Raw genomic sequence first — 19930 nt, forward strand, 5'->3', positions numbered from 1 at the left:
AGTCATGATTCTCGGGCAAGGAGAGGATTATCATTTGGGGGTTTTTCGTCGGGAAGCGATCGGTCTCGCTCGACGAGCGCTCCACGTTTCCGGCCTTGTCGATCTTGCCTCGTTCGAGACGTCATGCGCGCCTTTCCTGCCGATCGAGCGGTCGGCAATCGCTCGGCTGCAATGTCTTCGAAGCGTCGGGTCGTTTCGGCGTTGACGGCCGACTTGCCGGTCAGTCTCTCCCAGCGGGAGACGATGACGTCGCAATAGAGAGGGTCAAATTCGATAAGCTTCGCCCGTCGTCCACATGTCTCCGCCGCAACCAGGGTCGAGCCGGAGCCCCCGAAGATGTCCAGGACGATCTCCCCGCGCCGAGAGCAATCCTTGATGGCGTCGGCCACGAGCGCCACTGGCTTGACCGTCGGATGCATCGACAAAGCCTCGGAACGATCCGACCCAAGACTGCTCACGCCGGGGTAGTCCCACACATTCGTGCGGTAGCGCCCCGTCTCGCCGAGACCAAAATTATTGGTGTGTAGGGCGGTCCCGACTTTGAAGACGAAGATCAGTTCGTGCTTGGAACGATAGAAGCTGCCCATGCCGCCATTGGTCTTGTTCCAGACGCAGAGGTTCTTGAAGTCGGTGAAGGCGGCTTCGCCTGCTTCCGTCATTTCACGGATGTGCCGCCAGTCCATGCAGGCGAACGCGATCGCCCCGTCCTTGCAAACCGAGGCGGCGTTGGAGAGGGTTATGGTCAGGAACTCGGTGAAAGCCTCGCGAGACATCTCACCCGCGGCCATAGCGAATTCCCGGTGGCTGTGGCGGCCGAGCCCGGTGACATTGCCGTCGATCTCGACATTGTAGGGCGGATCCGTGAAGATCAGATCGGCTTTCTCTGCGCCAAGCAGACGGGCGTAATCACGCTTCTCCCTCGCGTCGCCGCACAGCAGCCGGTGTTTTCCCAGGATCCAGAGATCGCCCAAGCGTGAAACGGCCGCTTCGGGTAAATCTGGGATGACGTCGAGCCCATCCGGCGTCTCGACCGAAGCCTCCCGCGCCTGATCGAAGGTGAGATCGATCTCCGCCAAAGAGAAGCCGGTGAACGAGAGGTCGAACTCCGTGTCGATCAGCGCCTGAAACTCGATCGCCAGCATTTCCATGTCCCAGCCGGCGTTGAGGGCGAGCTTATTGTCCGCAATGACATAGGCGCGCACTTCCTCCGGCTTGAGATGCGACAATTTCAGCGTTGGGACCGTTTCGAGACCCAACTCCTGCGCCGCCAAAACCCTGCCATGGCCGGCGATAATGCCGCCGTCGTCCCTGATCAGGACTGGATTCGTGAAGCCGAAGCGGCGAATGCTCTCCGCAATTTGCCGGATCTGTTTCTTCGAATGACGCCGCGCGTTATTCGCATAAGGCTTGAGGGAGGTTACGGGCCGCAATTCGATCGCGGGGGGAGTGGCGTTCATGGTCTGCCTCAACAGCAATTTTGGCGGGACCGGCTTGCGCGCTTCGCGCAATGAGCTCCGATCGAAGTTGCGCAAAGGCTTTCACAAAGAGATTCAGCTCGTCAATATTCTGAACGGGGATAAGCTTGGGGAGAGCACCTTTAAACACCGATTTAATGGTATTCCACGTATAGATTATCACCCCAAAGGCTATTGCTGTAGCAACAAAATTTCGCAGCGGAGGAGGGGCTTTCAAAGGCCCTTCAATGCCCCTTTAAGGGCCGTTTAAGAACCCGCGCGTTTCAGAGGGCGCTTTATACCAGTCCGAATGCTTGCAAAATACTGGCGTTGCTTCGAGCGCAATGCCGCCTCGATCGGGTTGGGACGCCCCGCAATAGCAAGCACCCCGCTCAAGAGGTTGGTCGAGGGCCAATTCAGACCCTGGGGACGGGCTCGAAATCCCGAATCATCCCGTTCGATTCGCAACACGCAAGGCGTTGTCGCATTCCGACAACATCCACCCGCCTTACGGCGCCGCCATTCCAGATAGCGACTCGCCTCTCCCGCCTAACGGCGCGCTCATCCCGCTCAACGGCAACCGAAATCCAGATAATGGCAATCGAATCCCGGCTAATGACAATCCGATCCCGGGTAACGACAAGAAATTCACCTGATAAAAGGCCCGCCTCCCGTGTTCCTGGCCACATGCGTCCCTGTTTTTGCAGCAGGAAAAACGACGTCATGACACTGAAATCACGGGGGTTTCGTCGCAGACGATAGGGGTGAAGCATGAATTTTTGAAAACCTCCCTGATTTTCCCGTAGTCAGGGAGGGGAGCGAGGCGAGACGGGTTCGCAGGGACTGCGTCGTCAGCCATGCATTCCCGGAAGTTGGGACCGGACGCGGACTTTAGGTTCGCTTTGCGCGCAGACTAGTTCGCTTCGGCGCGTTCGGCCGGATCGAGACAAATGGAGGCATGAGACCTCATTTGGCTCCGGACCCGACGCGTCAATCGGCGCGCCGGACATTAGCCGACGTAAAAGCAACTCGTCATAACAAAGTAGATCGCTTCGTCGTGATCTGACGGATCGGAAATGTCCGACGGCGCCGCAACCAATAGAATCAAAAATCAAATAGCCGTCCGAATCCGCGCCGAATGGCGTGAAGTTTTAATCCAGAACCGTCCTGTCGAGGCTCTGGTCAAGCAAACGCGCAGGCGGCCAAGCCCGCGACCCCGCCTTCAATATGAGCGGTGATCTTGGCCCAGTTCGGCGCGTCCGGACCGAGGGCCGAGGTGTCGCCACACACTCGGAAAGCGCTTCCTCCTGCGCTCCGGGATGTCCAGAAGGATGCGCGCATCAATCGGTCATCGGTCGTTCGGTTTACGAGATTTTAAACGGCTCGAACTGGCGTCGCACAGCCTTCACCGATCAAAAATAGGATCGGCGAGGCGTTGGCAGAAAATTGGCGCGGGAGCATCTCACAGCGCTCCTAATCGAGCAGAGCGGTCCATAGGCGGCAATGACACGCCAGGTCGCCGCCAACGGATCATTGAAAGCTCGGCCTTGTCTGAAACGCCAAATAGGCCCATATTTTTCGCAAGGTTGGCCGCCATTTGGGCAGTGTCGGCTTGATGGAGACATGACAATGATCGAAACATTGATAGGACTCATCTTTCTCGTCATCGTCATCGGGGTTTTTTGGTGGGCCGCGACAACCTTGCTCCGTGTCATTCCTCTCGCGGAGCCATTTCGGACAGTTGTTAACGTGCTCGTTGTTTTGGTCGGGGTGTTCATTGTTCTTTATGTCGCGCAGATGTTCCTGGAGGCAGCCGGCATTAAAGTGCCATGGCCGAAGATTAGCGAAGCTAAGTCAATACACTCGATTATTCGCGCCTGAGCGATCTGTTCACACTGACATGGACCCCGCGAAGCTGAAACCGTTCGAGATGTTGGCTGATAAGTCTCCTAACCCCGGTCGCCGGGGGTTAGGAGCTACCGCCCATCCGGAAGGCGTGCGGCGAATCGACTATCTGATACGCATCGAGGAAATTCTTCCGGGCGCCGCATTCCGGATCGTCTCGTCATCAACGCCCTTACCTCGTCATTGACTTGAGCATGGACGCGGATCGCGTCGATCAGTCGCTTTCCAGCGGATAGAACTTGACGCCGCCGCCGACATTTCCCGCGCGCGCAAGCGAGCCAATTGATTAAACTTTGGTGCGGTTGCGCCAAAATCCACTACCTGCATTATCCGCGAGGGTTCGAGAGGAGAAACGATCATGTCGTCACCGTTGGCGCGCATGGCGCTCGGCGCTGTAGTAGGCGCGGCGGGCGTCGCGCTATTGGGCCCGCACATCGCGCGCCGCGCTCGTCCGGCCGCGAAAGCCGCGCTGAAAGCAGCGCTGGCGGCAATGCACGAGGCGCGGATACGGGGCGGCGAAATCGCCGAAGCCGCCGAGGATCTCTACGCCGAGGCAAAGGCGGAAGCGGAGGCCGAAGCCGCGGGGGGCGCGGCGCCTGTCGAAGAGCCCGCGGCCGTTCTTGAAAAAATCAATTCCCCGATGAATCGTGATGACGCATTTTCCCATCCACCCGAGGAAACGGTCATGACAAAGCAACCGGGACTCGACGGCCGCCATCGAGACAAGAACGGCAGAATCAGCAAGAAACATGGCAATACGCTTATATCCACATTGCGTCAGACCTATGGGGCCGGATTCGCTCCGGGGCGGTCTGACGATGAGAGACTGGCAGATGTTCTGCACGACCTCGACGAGCCGTCTCTCAGTCATCTGATCCATGACGTGCAAAAGCAATCGACTTGATTCGTGTTTGATGACGGACGCCTCGCACCCATCATTGGATTGAGCTCCGACACATTATTGTTACGAAATTCACCGACTTCTCTTTTGTCCGTCGGCGTCTCCCATATGATGTGCTCGACAGATATTGTGGACAAGCCAAAGCCGCCATCGCACTGAAGGAATGGACATCATGGATATCCAGACGCTGCTCCTCATTATTATTGTTGTTCTCCTGCTCGGCGGAGGCGGTTGGTACGGCCGAGGACGTTGGTTTTAGACACGAGGCAAGCGCCCGCAGCGGATCCAGTCTGAATTTAATAGCGCGCCTCCTGGCGTTATAATGTTGTCCGATCGTGCGGCAAGGACGAGCCATTGGCCTGGGCGCGACCCATTCACCGGATCGCGCCCCAGCAGCGAAAAACCGAATTTAGATTACCAGTGAGGATATCGCCATGAAGGGCTTTGTCGAAGACATTGAGGAACTGACCGAGGAGAACAAGGACTTCCGGCGCGTTCTCTATACGGGCAAGCACCTTCAGTTGGTGCTGATGGCTCTAAAACCCGGGGAAGAAATCGGAGAGGAAGTCCACTCGGACCACGACCAGTTTTTTCGGGTCGAAAAAGGCAAGGGCGAAGTGCTGATTGACGGAGTCCGTACGAAGATTAAGAGCGACGATGCGATCATCGTGCCCGCAGGCGCTCGCCATAACGTCATAAACACGGGTGAAAAGCCTTTGAAGCTCTATACGATTTATGGCCCGCCGGATCACCGGGACGGCGTCGTCCGCGCCACTAAGGCGGAGGCCGAAGCTGGTGACGAGCACTTCGACGGCAAGACGACGGAGTAGCCGCTCAAGGTTGCGGGCGGAAAACCGATCGCCCTTTTTGCCTGCTGCCTCGAGCATCGGCCGCCGACACGAACCTGACTGCGGGTGCCGTCGAACTCTCGGCAGACACGCGCGCAAAAAAATCAGGTCAAGGATTTGATGTCGCGCGTGGACCTGTTCGTCCTTCATCGTTCTACTTGGCGTTATCGTCCACATTGAGGAAGTCGCGAAAAGCGGCAATCATTGACGGGATCAGCTTTGCCCATCCGGCATAGTCCTCTTTCACACTTTCGGTTGCAACTTTAGCAGCGCCGTGCAGCCAATCGACTGGACGCGCGTCGAGATCATTGCGAATGGCTGGCGTCTGCTCTTCGCTGGCGGCGTGGATTGCGCCGAGGTCAAAGCCCATGGCCTCGAGCAATTGGAGGTTCAACTTGGCGCCTGCGTTGTCGCCGAGGTCAATCTTTCGGGAATCGGCCGCAATCCGCCGTAAGATGAAACCGTCATGGATATGAAGGAAGGGATCAGGCGATCGATATTTTCCCGTGGCTAGATCGATAAAAGAGTAACCGCTGTTTTCAGGCCACGTCTTTGAGTGCGACCGGCTGCGCGTAGGCCCAGGGCATGAGTTCGTCGAGTTTGCTGGCGAGATGGCCGTCGACGATCTTCGTGAGGACGTCGGTCATATAGGCTTGCGGATCGACGCCGTTGATCTTGCAGGTCTCGATAAGCGATGCGACGATCGCCCAGTTCTCAGCCCCGCCATCGGAACCCGCGAAGAGAGCGTTCTTCCTATTAAGGGCAATGGGGCGGATGGCGCGCTCGACGATGTTGGAGTCGATCTCGATGCGCCCGTCGTCGACGAAGCGCGTTAGGCCGTCCCAGCGCGAGAGCGCGTAGCGGATCGCCTCGGCGAGCTTGGTCTTCTGGCTGATCAGCGTGAGCTTTTCACGCAGCCATGGCTCGAGGGCGTCGAGGATGGGGCGGGATTTTTCCTGTCGCGCCGCGCGCCGGTCATCCGGGTTCTGACCCCGGATATTGCTCTCGACCGCGTAGAGCGCGCCGATGCGCTCGAGCGCCTCGCTGGCGATCGGCGCAGGGCCGGCGGCGGCGAGTTCGTAAAATCGCCTGCGGACATGCGACCAGCAGAAGGCGAGCGACACGCTGTTCTTCTGCGCCAGCGCACGATAGCCGGCGTAACCGTCAACCTGCACGACGCCCGTGAAGCCGGCAAGATGCGTGAGCGGCTGCTCGGATTTTCGGTTTTGCGCATAGACATAGACGGCGATCGGCGGATCTGCGCCGCCGAAAGGCCGGTCGTCGCGCGCATAAGCCCAGAGCTGGCCGGTCTTGGTGCGCCCCCGTCCGGGGTCGAGCACCGGCGCCTTTGTCTCGTCGGCGAAGATTTTCGTCGACAATCTTATGTGTTCCAGAAGTCGCTCATGCACGGGCCGCAAATGCCAGGCGGCGCGTCCAACCCAGTCGGCGAGCGTCGAACGGTCGAGCGCGATGCCCTGCCGGGCGTAGATCTGGGCCTGCCGATAGAGCGGAAGGTGATCTGCATATTTGGAAACGAGCACGTGGGCGACGGTCGCCTCGGTCGGCAGTCCGCCTTCGATCAGCCGCGCCGGGGCCGGCGCCTGCACGACCGCGCCCTCGCAGGCGCGACAGGCGTATTTGGGACGCCGAGTCACCAGCACCCGGAACTGCGCCGGCACAATGTCGAGCCGCTCGGAGACATCCTCGCCGATCCGGTGAAGCGCGCCCTTGCAGCAGGGACAGGCCTTCTCGTCGATGTCGACGATGGTCTCGATGCGCGGCAGATGGGCAGGCAGCGCGCCACGGTTCGTGCGGCGCTTTCTGGCCGCCTTCTCACGTTCGGCGGCGGATTTGGCTTCCGCCGCCGCCGCCGCGCCGGCTTCCGTCTGGTCGACCTCTTCAAGCGCGAGCAGCATCTGGTCTTCGGGAAGCGTCTCGGCGCGCCGCCCGAAGCGATGGCGCTGCATCTCCTTGATGATCTGAACCAGGCGCTCGTTGCGCGCGCGCTCGGCGAGAAGCATCGCCTTCAGTTCGTTCGGATCGTCGGGAAGCCTCTCGATCGCCTGCGCCATAGCCGCAGAACACCATATTTTCTGCCGTCTTTCGACGCTCTTCGAGGCCCTGATTCACTGTGTCGCAGCTCATCCCGGCAACGCGGGGGCCGGCGTCTCTTTCGCCGCGCGCACGCGCCGCCAATCGAGTCCTTCGAGCAGCGCCGACAATTGCGCCGCCGACAATCGCATGACGCCGTCATCGATCTTGGGCCAGCGGAACTCGCCGTCCTCCAGTCGCTTGGCGAAGAGGCATACGCCCGTGCCGTCCCAGAACACGAGTTTAATCCGATCCGCGCGCTTGGCGCGGAAAACGTAAATCGCGCCGTCGAAGGGATTGGCCTGCATCGTCTCGCGCACCAGCGCCGCGAGACCCTCCGCGCCCTTACGGAAGTCGACGGGCTTCGTCGCCACCATGACGCGGACCGCGCCCGTCGGGCCGATCACGCGCAGTCCGATCTTTTATCGTCCTTCAACGCGCCGACGATCGCGGTCACCAGCGCCGCCTCCGCCCCGCGCCATATCCATACGCGCGAACCGCCGATCTCAAGTTCGATAATCGGCGGCCGAACAGAGGCCGCTTGGGCGTCGGCCGGCTCGGCAGGCGTTGCTTTCACAGCTGTCGCTTCAACAACCGCAGGAACAAATGCTGAGGGAGTTTCGGCGTCAACAGCCTTCAAACTTTCCCGCGCCGCGCGCCGCCACGTGAACAATTGCTGTGGCGTCAAACCATGTCGGCGAGCAACTTGGCAGGCGTGGACGCCTTCCTCATAACTCTCCGCAACGATCGACGCCTTTTCTTCCGCCGTCCACGTGCGGCGGCGACCGGCCCCAGTAAAAATCTCGACACGTCGTGGCGGAGCCGCCTCAATCTCCGACACGTGCTTATGCTCTAAAATCGACATGTGTCGGAGCTCCTCAACGCTCCGAATATCGCCCCGTCCCTAGCCCCAGAAAAGGTGCGGTCAAAACAGCGCTTACATAAAAGAAGGCGGGCGCGCGTCTTCGCCATGGGCCCACTGCCACGCGGGCGGCGCCAGCGCCTTCGCCTCCCGTATGACGCTCCCGCCGCGCCAGTCCGCGACCGCCACGAAGCGTTGTCGCCCCAACCCTCCACTGCCCTTTCTACGAGACGCGAACCTCTCGACGACGGCATCCGGGGGGAGACTCGAACGCAGCGCGCTCTTGACCTCATCCGGCGGGATAGCCGCCGGATACTTCCTGACCTCGTCCCAGAATTTTACCCGCTCTTCGTCGGTGCAGGCCACGAACGGCAGCATCCAGGCTGCGTTCTCATCGAGCAGCGTTGGCCTCGGTTGGTCCAGACCTTTCCGGTACCCAGCGGCAATGGCGCTGGCGGCGTCGTGGTTGCTGAACGTCAAACCCTGAGCGAGCCTGACGCTCGTCGCAAGTCGGACAAGGTCAAGGGGATATGGAATGACCGCCGCCTCATCGAAATCATTCACGCCCCACACCAAACGACCTTCTGCGTCGCGCCACGTCCCGAAGTTTTCGACATGAGTATCGCCGACGCTAAGAACGGCTGGCGCATCACTTAGATCGGCGCAAGTTTTCTCGATTGTCTTCGCCCATCGGAAGAATGTGGCGCGAAGAAAGGTGAAGGCGTCCTTCTTCATCTTCTCGTGTTTATGCTCGAGGTCTGCTTCAACCACTTGGCACTGGTTACGAAGCCACGCCTCGTATGCATCGTTGTCGGCCCGAAAGGACATATCTGTTCTCCTCGCTCAATCATCGCCGAATGTCTCGCGGAGTTTGGATCGAGAGATGTGGCGTCGGCTCAGATCAATGTTTCGAACTGAGAGTTCGGTTGCGACACTTCGCTCGAAGTGTCTTCATTTCGCGGCGCCCATGCCCTCCCGAGCTTTTCCGCCAGCTTCGAGACGCTGGGCGGCGAGCCGGTAGGATATGTAATATTTATAGATGTTGCTGACGTATTGAACGGGCGTGAGCCCCGACACTTTAGCCGCGCCCACTTCGACATTATTGAACCAGACGTTCGGATCGAGACCCGCCTGCCGCGCGACAGCGCGGGACTTGCGCAAGGCGCCAGGGCCGGCATTGTAGGCAGCGAAGCTCATCAACGTCCGATTCACCGGATCGATCGCAAGATCCGAAGTAAGCCTTCGCCGTAGGCCGCAGGGTAGGTCCGCGGCGGTTATGCCGCCAGCGCCGACGCGGCGTCGTTCTTGTGCCAGTTCCACGGGAGCAGCTCGTCGAGCCGATGCGCGGGGTGGGTTGCGATGCGGGCGAGGACGTCGGCGAGCCAGGCCTGCGGATCGACGCCGTTCATCTTCGCGGTCACGATAAGGCTGTACATCGCCGCGGCGCGCTGGCCTCCGCGATCGGAACCGCAGAACAACCAGCTTTTTCTGCCGAGTGCAATGCCTCTCAGCCCTCGTTCCGCAGCGTTGTTCGATAAGCAAACGCGTCCGTCGCCGAGGAACAGCGTGAAGGCAGTCCAGCGTTTCAGCATGTACTGGATCGCCTTTGCGAGATCGTGTCCGCGCGACAGCTTCGCGACCTGTTCGCGCAGATAGCTTTCGAGCTCGTCGACGAGTGGGCGGCTCGACGCCTGGCGAACCGCAAGACGTTCCTCCGCGCTCTTGCCGTTGATCGTGCGCTCGATCGCAAACAGTGCGTCGATCCGGCGCACGATTTCGATGGCGATCGGCGACAGCGGGATTTCCTTCTTCCCGGCCGCCCTGCGACGCGCGTTTTCGTCGATGTCCGCCATTGCGAAGAACGGACGCCGTGCGTGGGTCCAACACGCCGCCTCCCGGATCGGGCCGGGCTCGCGGTCTGCAAGATACAGCTTGTTGTAGCCGTCATAGGCGTCCGCTTGCAGGATGCCGGAGTATCCCGCCAGATGGCCCTGCGGATGTTCCCCGCGCCGATCGCGCGAGTAATAGAACATCGCGGCCGGCGGCCCGGCGCCGCCGAAGGGCGCGTCGTCGCGCACATAAATCCAGCAGCGTCCTGTGTCGGTCTTGCCCTTGGCCAGCACGGGAACCGTGGTGTCGTCCCCATGCAGCCGCTCGGCTGCGAGGACGTGCGCCTCGACAAGACGCCGCAGCGGATCGAGAACGGAGCAGAGGGAGCCGACCGCGTCGGCCATGGTCGACAGGGCGATCGGCGCGCCTTCCAGCGCATAGCGCTCGGCCTGGCGGTTCAGCGGCTGATGCTGGCCGAACTTCTCGAAGGCGATCATCGCAAGGAGGCTCGGCCCCGCCCAGCCGCGCGCGACGACATGGAACGGCGCGGGGGCTTGCGTGATCTTCTCGCAGTCCCGGCAGGTGAACTTCTCTCGCACAGTCTCCACAACCTTCCACTGGCGCGGCATCGTCTCCAGCGTTCGCGTGACATCCTCGCCGAGCTTGCGCAGGCGCGAACCGCCGCAACAGGCGCAGGCCTTCGGCGCCTCGATGACCACGCGCTCGCGCGGCAGATGGTCGGGGAAGGTGTTGCGCTCCGGCCGCTTGCGTTCGAAGCCGGCGACCGTCGTCGTCTTCGCGACGGCGCGCTCCGCGGCGAGTTCGTCTTCCGTCGCGCTCGCCTCCAACTCCTCCAGCTCGAGCGACAACTGATCGAGCAGCCGCGCAGAGCGCTCCGATTTCTGCCCGTAGATCTGCCGTTGCAATTTGGCGATCTGGAGCTTTTGCGCCGCGATCAGCGCCATGTCTTCCGACGCCTTTGCAAGCGCGACGGCGAGCTGCGCTTTCAGCACGGCGTTTTCGTCGAGAAGAGCTTTGGCCGCAGCGTCCATGACGCGAAGTGAATCATACTTCCAGTGATTTGTGGCGCCCCAAAATGCAGTCGACCCCAGCTTTTTTCACGCCTTACCCCGCGCTTTGCGGCCTGTAGGTGAGTTGCGGGTTTCGCCAGTCAATTCCTTCCAGCATATAGGCCATCTGTCCGGCCGAGATCGACACCACGCCCGCACTCGCCGAGGGCCAGATGAACTTTCCTCGGTCGAGACGCTTGGCATAAAGCGACAGGCCAACCCCGTCGTGCCAGAGGATTTTCGCCAGGTCACCGCGGCGACCGCGGAAGATGTACAGGTCGCCCGCGTGCGGGTCGCGCTTCAACTGCTCCTGCACCTGAAGCGCCAGCCCCTGCATGCCACGCCGCATGTCGGTATGGCCGGTCGCGATCCAGACCCGGCAGCCCGCCGGCAGCGGGATCATCGGCGCAGCGCTTTCAATGTCGCGGCGATCGTCGCAGAAGGCGCGCCGGCGCCAATCCGAACACGGGCGCCCTTTATGTCCACTTCGATGACGTTCGCGTCGATGTCGTTCAGAGGCGGTGATTGCGGCGGCGGCGTCTCGATGACTACCGGCGAAAACCCGCAAGCGTCGATGCTTCCGTTCCGTTGCGCCGCTCGGCGCCACTTGTAGACCAAGCTCGTGCAGACATCCTCGCGACGCGCCACCTCGGCGACCACCGCGCCGGGCTCCTCAATCGCCGCCAGTATCCGAACCCGATCTTCGTCCCTCCACCGTCGGCGCCGTTCGACGCCCGTGATCAATGTCATCCGACCCATGCTGTGCAGTTAGCCTCGCTCATAAAGCCGACTTAGCTGCGCAGCATCGCGTTCCTGCTCAAAATTCGAAAGGCGGCCCACGCCGAAGGGATACGATCCGAAACATACGTATCGGCAAGATAGCGGAGATAGGCGGCCCCGGCGTGAACGTTGCGATCTGGGTCACGATCGACCCCAGTGATTCCGATGGGTGCGCTGGCCGCGGTCGAGGGCTTGATTTGCATGAGGCCCACCGCGCCAGCCGAGCCGCGTCGGGACTGGTCAAGGTGAGATTCCTGATAGGCTTGAGCGACGAGCATCAGATAGTCGAAATTGTATTGCGCGCCGTAACGGCGAAAGAGGTCGATAACAGCGGCGAATTTTTTAGCCTCGCTCTCGTCAAGAGTGTTCTTCACAATCCGCTTGTTCGAGAAATAGCGTCGCCGGATCGTGGCGCCGAAGCTGGTGATCGCGCGATGCGCCCCGATAAATGCGTTGAGCGCGGACTTGAGCTCCGGGCTGTTCTTGCGAATCGCCCATGCGACCTCCCCGCCTTCGCTAACGACAAGGTCGTTGCGTGGAAGCGCTCTGGGAATGATCTGAGACCATATTGTGGCTTTGTGATCGTCGACGACAACATAAGGCAGCAGTCCGGCGTTCACCATCTCGATCAGGTCTTCATCCTCAAGGTTCTCATCGATCGGGATGCTTGCAATCGGCTTCAGGCCTTTGGCCACAAATGTGTCGCTTAGCCTCGCAAGATGGTCCGCATAGCTGCTTGAAAGGCGCACGTGGATCTCGCGTCCGCTGAGGCTCTCAATCGTGTCCAGCCTCGGCGAGGTGGGGCCGGTGACGACAATCTCCTTGACATTCTTCAACCACGGATCGACGAAGTCGACGTCGGCCAGCCGCGCGGGCGTAATTGTCAAATTGGCTCCGACGGCGTCTCCTTTGCCCTCGTTCAACGCCTGTAAGAGGCGATCGCGGGCCGTGGGAAGGAAGGCGACATGGAAGCGACGCGTCTCGGATTTGTGTCGCGCATTGATCCAATCCTCGAGTGCGCGACCGAATTCCGCAATGACGCCCATCTGACGGCCGCGGTCCATGAAAAAGAGGGTCTTGCTGTAAGGAACAAGAATCCGAAGCGTCCTTCGCTTCAACATCGCAGAAAAATCGCCTGTCCAGTCGCGGGCTCTTGGAAGCGTTAATCGCTGGCCGGTCACGGTTTGCGCCTGCGTGTACGAAATCGATCCGATCGCTAACGCAAAAAGACACAGCAAAGTGACGATCCGGGTAGGCATCGACGGCCTCAGACGAAATGGCGACGGTTCGAGCTGCTTCGGCGGCGAGGTCCGACGCCAAATGCTTGCTATATTGTCCCGGAGCGCTCGAGCGCGAAAGTCATGTGTCGCCATTGGCGACGACAATCGCGTTTAGAGCAGCGAAAGCTTGGCCAATGCGAATTGAACGTCAAAAAAAATTCGCGTCAGCAAAGCGCGCCTGTTGAAGGGCGCGAGAAAATGAGCATCACGAGTGACGCGACGCGATTGAGGCTTACAGCTAGGGCGAAAGGCTGGCGCGGCCTTATGTCTCAATCATTGCGCTACCGAGCTTTTCCGTAATCGACTATCATCACGCTATTAACAAATCGGGATACGCAATGCGGAATACCGCGTTGCCGACCGTAATTGAGGAGACCGACCATGGGCAGCACAACCGACAAGATCAAGGGTGCGGCAAATCAGGCTGCGGGGACAGTCAAGCAGGGGGTCGGCCAAGCAGTGGGCAATCCGAACCTTGAACTCGAAGGCGCCGTGCAGGAGCTCAAAGGTGAAGCTCAGGAGGCCGTCGGGAAGGCTAAGGACGTCGTGAAGAAGCTCGTCGACAAGGCTTAACCTGACCTCCATCCTGAGCGTGAAAAAGGCGGCCCTACAGGCCGCCTTTCTTATTTGGTCGTTCGACCAGCCTGCGGAGCCTGTCACGGCAAGGTGGCCGATCAACTTGGATTGGCCATGCCAGTGTGCGCAGGGTGTTGAAGACGGCGAAAAGGCGGCATAATCCCTCGGCTGCGGCGTTGATATCCATCAGGGTGAGGCGTGATGGCCAAGGAACCAAAAACTTCGACTAGGGAAAACCCGCTGCTCCGCGCCTTATCCCGATGGGAGAACGAGGGCGGTCGAACCGATGCGGATCGGGAAAAGCGGGCTGCTCTGGCCAAGGAAGAAGAAGCGCTCATTTTGCAGTGCTTGGGAGCGGCGGTCATCAGCCGCTGGAATAATCTACCGACGGAAGTCCAGCGGGAACTTTTCGCGAGCGCCGCTTCTGTCGGCGAGCCGCTCCCCACAGCGGACCTGAAAGAGCATATCGCCCGCTTTCTTCACAGCCACAAAGATTTGTGACGGCGGTGATAGGACCCACTGCGTTTCGCGAATGACCGAGCGTTTTTATTTCTTCCACCGTCAGAATGCTCAAACAACCGCGCCGAATATTTCCCCGATGCCGGCCGTTATAGCCATCGCCAAAGCGCCCCAGAACGTCACTCGGACTGTGGCGCGCAAAACATTCGCCCCGCCTGCTCTTGCGCCGATGGCGCCAAGAAGAGCGAGAAAACACAAAGACGCGCCGGAAACGATGGGAACAAGATCGCCGGCAGGCGATACCAGAACCATCAGTAAGGGCATGGCGGCGCCGACAGAAAATGCTGCAGCCGATGTCAGTGCGGCTTGCACAGGACGCGCCGTGGTGATTTTCGAAATCCCGAGTTCATCGCGCGCGTGAGCGGTTAGGGCGTCTTTCGCCATCAACTGTTGGGCGACCTGCCGCGCAAGCGCCGGATCGACGCCGCGCTGGACGTAAATTTCGGCAAGCTCGTCAAGTTCGGCCTTGGCGTTCTCGGTCAGTTCGCTGCGTTCCCGAGCGAGATCCGCCCTTTCGGTATCGGATTGCGAGCTAACGGACACATATTCGCCAGCGGCCATGGACATGGCGCCAGCCACTAGTCCCGCGACGCCAGCGATCAAGACGCCGCCATCAGCCGTATTGGCTGCCGCAACGCCGACGATCAAGCTCGCGGTTGAAACGATGCCGTCATTGGCGCCGAGCACCGCGGCTCTTAGCCACCCGATACGCTCGACCAGATGGTATTCCGGGTGCAGTCGCAGACGACTCATCCGAAGTTCCGATTTCTGAGATTAAATCCGCCCAAGCAACATGAGAACGACAAGAACGATCAGGATGAGGCCGATCACGCCGACGCCGCCATGCCCGTACCCATAGCCGTAGCCGCCGAAACGTCCACTGAAACCGCCGAGCAAAACGATAATGAGGAGGATGATGAGCAATGTTGAGAGTGACATTAAGCAATCTCCGTCGCAGGGAATTTCACTTTTGAGCTTATCACGGCCGCTTCGCCGGTCCACACCCAATATCTTTTCAAGACATCCAAAAGGAAAGGCCGCAACGCGCCGAACAATGATCCCTTTCGCAAGTCAGCAATGGTCGGGTTCATGATGGGGATCTCGCATGGAGCTGGATCTCGCGGTCGTAGAAGCGCTTGTCAACATTGCGGCGCGCGGCGTGGATGATGGTCGAGCCTGGCGCTTCCTCGCAGAGCAACTCCATCAGCCGCATCTGACTGAGGTCGTCGAGCGCTGAGGTGGGCTCGTCCATGATGATGATGTCTGGCGGCCTCAGCAACGTGCGCGCGAAGCCGAGTTGTTGCTGTTCGCCGTCGGATAGCACATCGGACCAGCTCTGCTCCTCGTCCAGGCGCGGTACGAGATGAGCCAAGCCGCAGGCGACGAGGATTCTTGCCGCGCGCGCGGGGTCGGGCGGTGTGTCGCCACGTGGATAGTCGAGCGCCTCGCGCAGCGTGCCCCGCGGCATATACGGCTGCTGCGGCATGAAAGCGATGCGCGCATCCTTCGGACGCAGAATGCGGCCGCTGCCCCACGGCCACAAACCCGCCATGGCGCGGATCAGCGTGCTCTTGCCGGCGCCAGGATCTCCCTTCACGAGAACCTTCTCGCCGCGTCCGATCGTCGCATCGGTGTCCGCGAGCATCAACGCGCCGTCATGCTGGGCGATGGAGAGCCCGCAAAGATGCAATGCGTCGTCGTCGCTGAAGGCGAGATCGATCATCTTCTCCTCGGCTCCGATCGCGAGTTCGTCGAGGTCCTCGAAGAAGAGGTCAAGGGCCGCGACGCGGCGCGCCGAGGCAAACCAGTCCGCGAGGCGCAGCGAATTGTCGGCGAGCCAGTTGAGCGCCAATTGCACCTGTATGAAGGCGGCGGCCGCCTGCATGAGATCGCCGAGCGACATTTCGCCGGCGAGATATTTCGGTGCGCTCAGCATGAGCGGGATGGCGGGCGCGAGCACGTTATTCCCGCTCGACAGGAAGAGCATGCGCGCCTGCCGTCCAATCACCGCAACCCAGCGCAGCGCGAGCTGACTGAATCTCGCATAATGCCGCTCCCGCTCGGCGTCGTCGGCGCCGATAAGCGCGATGGTTTCGGCGTTTTCGCGAGTGTGCGAAAGCTCAAAACGAAAGTCCGCCTCTGCGGCCGCCTTCGCCTCGACGCGCGCGACGAGGGGGCGACCCAAAAGCAGCATGCCAAAGGACGTCGCGGCGGAATAGGTCACGACCGCGATGACAAGATAGCCGGGGATCGTCACGCCCCCGATCGTTAGCGAGCCGCCGATGAACCACAATACGCTGACGAACGAGACCGCCATGAGCAGCGCATTCGTGACGCCCGTCGCAAAGTCGACGAAGAGCTCGATCGCGATCCGCCCGTCCTCGGCGATGCGCGCTTCCGGGTTGTCGACGAGCCGAAGGACGCTGAGCTGATAAAGCGACGGCGCTCCATCCAGCGCCGCACGAGCGTCTGCGTCAGCCATTCCCGCCAGCGCAACTGAAAGCGCATGCGCATCTGCAGCAGCGCGACGCTGGTCAACGCAGAGGCGAAGGCCAGCGCCAGCATCAGGCCGATGCTGAGAAAGATCATCCGCTGGTCTTTGTTCTGCAGCGCGTCGAAGAAAAACTTGTTCCATCGGTTGACCGCGATGGCCGGAGCGAGATTGAGCAGCAGGCAGGCAAAGAGCCCCGCCACGAACAGTTTCGCTTTGCGGCGCGTCGGCCCGGTCCAGAAGCCAAAGGAGAGGTTTGCAAAGTGGCGCAGGAGCTGCGCATCGACCGCGGTTGGAGCAATGACGTTCGTCATATTCGCTCTTAAAGCTCAACTTGGGATGACCGGCAAGGCGGCATAGTGGCCCTCCATCTTGGCGCCAACGGCCTCTTCATGTGAAACTATCGCTGTCAGGCTGCGAACTCTTATGTGATCGTTTTTCTCATGTCATTTTGATGGACGCCGTCTGGTTTGGCGTGCAGTGAGGCCGAGGAGCAGACTAGCGACGTTCACCGACACACGATCGCAGATAGGACCGGAGTGACCTGGGACGCGAACGAAACTTCCTACTGGAGCCAGGATGCTTCCGAGCTGGCCGCAGCTTTGGAGTCGGGTCCCAACGGACTATCGTCCGATCGCGCCGCTGCGCGGCTTTTAAGCGTCGGTCCCAACAGCGTCGAGGATGCGCCGCGCTTGAGCGCGCTTCGCCTCCTTCTGCGCCAATTCCAGAGCCCGCTCGTCCTCATCCTGGCGTTCGCCGCCGCAATCTCGCTGGCGCTTCAGCAATGGGTGGACGCCGCCATCATCCTGGCGATCGTGCTGGGCAGTTCGCTTCTCAGCTTTTTTCAGGAATACCGGGCGTCCACGGCAGTCGAAGAATTGAAGAAGCGCCTAGCGCTGACATGCCGTGTGGTGCGGGATGGGGTGGAGCAAACGGCGCCGGTCAGCGCGATCGTGCCCGGCGACCAGATCCTCCTCTCGGCGGGCAATCTAATCCCGGCTGATGGGCTCGTGATCGAGGCGCAGGATTTCCTCGTCAGCGAAGCGAGCATGACCGGCGAGTCGTTTCCGGTCGAGAAGCGGGCCGGGATAGTTCGCCCCGACGCGCCAATCACTGAACGGACCAATGCCGTCTTTCTTGGCGCTTCGGTGCGCAGCGGCACGGCGAAGGTCCTTGCCGTGAGCACCGGCCGCCGGACCGAGTTCGGCGCTATTGCGGCGCGGCTGGGGGCGCGCCAACCCGAGACTGACTTCGCCCGCGGCGTGCGGCAGTTCGGTTATCTCCTCGTTCGCGTGATGATTGTCATCGTTCTGTTCGTGCTGACTGTGAACGTGTCGCTCCACCGTCCTGTGATCGAGTCCCTGCTGTTCGCCGTGGCGCTCGCGGTCGGCCTGTCGCCTGAGCTCTTGCCGGCGATCATCAGCGTAACCCTTTCGGCCGGCGCGCGGGCCATGAGCAAGCGCGGCGTCATCGTCCGCCGGCTTGACGCCATCGAGAACCTCGGCAGCATGGATATCCTATGCACCGACAAGACCGGCACATTGACTGAAGGCGCCATTGTTCTGCGCGACGTCCTCGACGCCGGAAGCCAGCCTTCGGATGAGGTACGACGGCTCGCCTTTCTCAACGCCGCCTTCGAGACCGGCATCGAAAACCCGCTCGATGAAGCGATCGTGACTGCGGGCAAGGACATTGGGCTATCGACCCGCGGCGCCGCCAAGATCGACGAAATCCCCTACGACTTCATGCGTCGCCGACTCACCATCGTCGTGGCGGAGGATGGAGCGCCGTCACAGCGCCTGTTCATCACCAAGGGGGCGTTTTCGAACGTGCTCGACATATGCACATCCTTGGACCGCGATGGCGTCGAGGTTCCGGCGAACGCCGAGCGGCGCGCGGAACTCGAGAATGTCTTCAAGGCCAAGAGCGCTGAAGGCTTCCGCGTTCTGGCCGTTGCAACTCGCAAGGTTCCAGTGAAGGCGGACTACGACCGCGACGACGAACGGGAGATGACCTTTCGTGGCTTTCTTGTCTTCTACGACCCGCCCAAGGCGGACGCGCGGCGCACGATCGACGATCTCAATCGGCTAGGCATCCGCATCAAGGTGATCAGCGGCGACAATCGCTATGTGACGGCGCATCTGGCGAAGGCTGTGGGACTCGATGCAACGTCGATGCTCACGGGCGAAAAGCTTGTAAAACTCAAGGACGAGGCTTTGTGGCATCTCGCGCCACGGACAGACCTCTTTGTGGAGATCGATCCTCAGCAGAAGGAGCGGATCGTCCGCGCCCTGCAGCGGACAGGTCATTCGGTCGGATATCTCGGCGACGGCGTCAATGATGCGCCGGCCCTGCATGCGGCCGATGTTGGCATCTCGGTCGAGACGGCGGTGGACGTCGCCCGCGAAAGCGCCGACATCATCCTGCTCGACCGCGACCTGGACGTGTTGCGCTCTGGTGTGGAGGATGGTCGGCGGACCTTCGCCAACACGCTAAAATACATCTCGATCACCACGAGCGCGAATTTCGGGAACATGGTCAGCATGGCGCTGGCGGCGCCGCTGCTGCCGTTCCTCCCGCTCGCCGCCAAGCAGATTCTGCTGAATAACTTCCTCTCCGACGTGCCGTCGATCGCAATATCCAGCGACAATGTCGACGCAGACCGGGTCTCCCATCCGCAGCGATGGAGCATCAGCGAGATCCAGAAGTTCATGATTGTTTTCGGCCTGATCAGTTCGGCCTTCGATATGTTGACCTTCGCGATGCTGCTCCTGGTTTTCCACGCCGGCGAGGCGACGTTCCAGACCGCATGGTTCATGATTTCGCTGCTGACCGAACTCGCGGTCGTCCTCGTCCTGCGAACCCACAAGCCGGCCTTTCGAAGCAGCCCGAGTCAGTTGCTGTTGTGGTCAACGCTTGCGGTAGCGGCCGTGACCTTCGCCATCCCCTTCCTTGGGGCGACGAGCTCGGTGTTCGGCTTCGTGCCGCTCTCGGCGATTGAGATAAGCGCCGTTGTCGCTATCGTCCTCGGCTACATTGCGGCGACGGAAGTGGGCAAGATATGGTTCTTCTGGTCCATCAATGCCGCAGGTCTTTCGAAGCCGATCAGAGCTCGAAAGACCAAGGCGTCTGAGCCCAGACCGCATCCCGTTGGGCCTTTCGTGAGCGCGCTTGTCGCTACGGCGTTGGTCGTGGGGGTCGCTCTCGTCTTAACGGGGACGCTCATCTTGATCGGAACGCTTGTCCAACTGGGCCTTCAGCCGCATGAAGCGTTAAAGCCGGTCTTTTGGCCTGACAAATAACGTATGCCGACCGGAGAGCGC

The 19930-nt window shown here is 60.7% G+C and carries 20 protein-coding genes and 1 pseudogene; 6 read left to right on the top strand and 15 right to left on the bottom strand.

What is annotated here, in order from left to right; all coding sequences use genetic code 11:
- Positions 1-2: 2 nt before the first annotated feature.
- Positions 3-1457: a site-specific DNA-methyltransferase gene (locus tag EHO51_RS00145; protein WP_245434670.1), complete on the bottom strand. Its 1455-nt coding sequence runs from the start codon at positions 1455-1457 to the stop codon at positions 3-5.
- A 1626-nt stretch (positions 1458-3083) separates the two neighbouring features.
- On the opposite strand from EHO51_RS00145, the gene EHO51_RS00150 reads away from it, so the two are divergent.
- The 3 genes from EHO51_RS00150 to EHO51_RS00160 all read left to right on the top strand — a co-directional run bounded on the left by EHO51_RS00150 (position 3084) and on the right by EHO51_RS00160 (position 5090).
- Positions 3084-3335 carry a hypothetical protein gene (locus EHO51_RS00150; protein WP_245434671.1) on the top strand — a complete coding sequence of 84 codons (252 nt, stop codon included), beginning with the start codon at positions 3084-3086 and terminating at the stop codon, positions 3333-3335.
- A gap of 709 nt (positions 3336-4044) precedes the next feature.
- The gene (locus EHO51_RS20400; RefSeq protein WP_036241234.1) at positions 4045-4263 is read left to right on the top strand and encodes a hypothetical protein; all 219 of its coding nucleotides are present in this window, start codon (positions 4045-4047) and stop codon (positions 4261-4263) included.
- Between the two features lie 431 nt (positions 4264-4694).
- Positions 4695-5090 (top strand): cupin domain-containing protein, encoded by a 396-nt coding sequence (locus tag EHO51_RS00160; RefSeq protein ID WP_124737197.1) that lies wholly within the window; start codon positions 4695-4697, stop codon positions 5088-5090.
- A 172-nt stretch (positions 5091-5262) separates the two neighbouring features.
- Here the strand turns inward: EHO51_RS00160 and EHO51_RS20675 are convergent, their stop codons facing one another.
- From EHO51_RS20675 to EHO51_RS00210, 10 genes are all read right to left on the bottom strand, one after another.
- The gene (locus tag EHO51_RS20675) at positions 5263-5490 is read right to left on the bottom strand and encodes a hypothetical protein (RefSeq protein WP_205788981.1); all 228 of its coding nucleotides are present in this window, start codon (positions 5488-5490) and stop codon (positions 5263-5265) included.
- Positions 5491-5647: 157 nt separating this feature from the next.
- Positions 5648-7180, bottom strand: coding sequence for an IS66 family transposase (gene tnpC, locus EHO51_RS00170; protein WP_124737198.1), 1533 nt, complete (start codon positions 7178-7180; stop codon positions 5648-5650).
- A gap of 69 nt (positions 7181-7249) precedes the next feature.
- Entirely contained in the window at positions 7250-7576 is a 327-nt protein-coding gene (gene tnpB, locus EHO51_RS00175) for an IS66 family insertion sequence element accessory protein TnpB (RefSeq protein WP_210330407.1), read from the bottom strand.
- Positions 7577-7602: 26 nt separating this feature from the next.
- On the bottom strand, positions 7603-8064 hold the full coding sequence (tnpA, locus tag EHO51_RS00180; protein ID WP_109027271.1) for an IS66-like element accessory protein TnpA: 462 nt from the start codon (positions 8062-8064) through the stop codon (positions 7603-7605).
- A 72-nt stretch (positions 8065-8136) separates the two neighbouring features.
- A complete protein-coding gene (locus tag EHO51_RS00185; protein ID WP_245434672.1) occupies positions 8137-8889 on the bottom strand; it encodes a DUF2252 family protein in 753 nt (250 codons plus the stop codon).
- 123 nt (positions 8890-9012) lie between these two features.
- Entirely contained in the window at positions 9013-9258 is a 246-nt protein-coding gene (locus tag EHO51_RS00190) for a hypothetical protein (RefSeq protein ID WP_205788982.1), read from the bottom strand.
- A gap of 77 nt (positions 9259-9335) precedes the next feature.
- Complete coding sequence (gene tnpC / locus EHO51_RS00195; protein ID WP_124737199.1) at positions 9336-10943, bottom strand: IS66 family transposase; 1608 nt, start codon at positions 10941-10943, stop codon at positions 9336-9338.
- Between the two features lie 73 nt (positions 10944-11016).
- Entirely contained in the window at positions 11017-11364 is a 348-nt protein-coding gene (tnpB, locus tag EHO51_RS00200; RefSeq protein ID WP_124737200.1) for an IS66 family insertion sequence element accessory protein TnpB, read from the bottom strand.
- The gene (tnpA, locus tag EHO51_RS00205) at positions 11361-11711 is read right to left on the bottom strand and encodes an IS66-like element accessory protein TnpA (protein ID WP_205788970.1); all 351 of its coding nucleotides are present in this window, start codon (positions 11709-11711) and stop codon (positions 11361-11363) included. The genes tnpB (EHO51_RS00200) and tnpA (EHO51_RS00205) overlap by 4 nt, the downstream gene beginning before the upstream one ends.
- A gap of 41 nt (positions 11712-11752) precedes the next feature.
- A complete protein-coding gene (locus EHO51_RS00210; RefSeq protein ID WP_164479310.1) occupies positions 11753-12862 on the bottom strand; it encodes a lytic transglycosylase F in 1110 nt (369 codons plus the stop codon).
- A gap of 540 nt (positions 12863-13402) precedes the next feature.
- Here EHO51_RS00210 and EHO51_RS00215 point away from each other — a divergent pair.
- Together EHO51_RS00215 and EHO51_RS00220 are read left to right on the top strand one after the other, a co-directional pair.
- Positions 13403-13594, top strand: a complete 192-nt coding sequence (locus EHO51_RS00215; RefSeq protein ID WP_124737203.1) for a CsbD family protein — start codon at positions 13403-13405, stop codon at positions 13592-13594.
- 204 nt (positions 13595-13798) lie between these two features.
- A complete protein-coding gene (locus tag EHO51_RS00220) occupies positions 13799-14098 on the top strand; it encodes a hypothetical protein (protein ID WP_124737204.1) in 300 nt (99 codons plus the stop codon).
- Positions 14099-14167: 69 nt separating this feature from the next.
- On the opposite strand, the gene EHO51_RS00225 is transcribed toward EHO51_RS00220, so the two are convergent.
- The 4 genes and pseudogenes from EHO51_RS00225 to EHO51_RS21360 form a co-directional block, all read right to left on the bottom strand.
- Positions 14168-14869, bottom strand: coding sequence for a VIT1/CCC1 transporter family protein (locus EHO51_RS00225; RefSeq protein WP_124737205.1), 702 nt, complete (start codon positions 14867-14869; stop codon positions 14168-14170).
- Positions 14870-14890: 21 nt separating this feature from the next.
- Positions 14891-15055: a DUF3309 family protein gene (locus EHO51_RS00230; RefSeq protein ID WP_083909734.1), complete on the bottom strand. Its 165-nt coding sequence runs from the start codon at positions 15053-15055 to the stop codon at positions 14891-14893.
- A 148-nt stretch (positions 15056-15203) separates the two neighbouring features.
- A complete protein-coding gene (locus EHO51_RS21355) occupies positions 15204-16019 on the bottom strand; it encodes an ATP-binding cassette domain-containing protein (protein ID WP_432431932.1) in 816 nt (271 codons plus the stop codon).
- Positions 16002-16921 (bottom strand): annotated as a pseudogene (locus tag EHO51_RS21360) (SbmA/BacA-like family transporter); the annotation flags it as partial. The gene EHO51_RS21355 and the pseudogene EHO51_RS21360, both read right to left, overlap by 18 nt.
- A 225-nt stretch (positions 16922-17146) precedes the next feature.
- Here EHO51_RS21360 and mgtA point away from each other — a divergent pair.
- Entirely contained in the window at positions 17147-19909 is a 2763-nt protein-coding gene (mgtA, locus tag EHO51_RS00240) for a magnesium-translocating P-type ATPase (RefSeq protein WP_124737206.1), read from the top strand.
- Positions 19910-19930 lie beyond the last annotated feature (21 nt).

Source organism: Methylocystis rosea, assembly GCF_003855495.1.
GTDB classification, from domain to species: Bacteria; Pseudomonadota; Alphaproteobacteria; order Rhizobiales; family Beijerinckiaceae; genus Methylocystis; species Methylocystis rosea_A.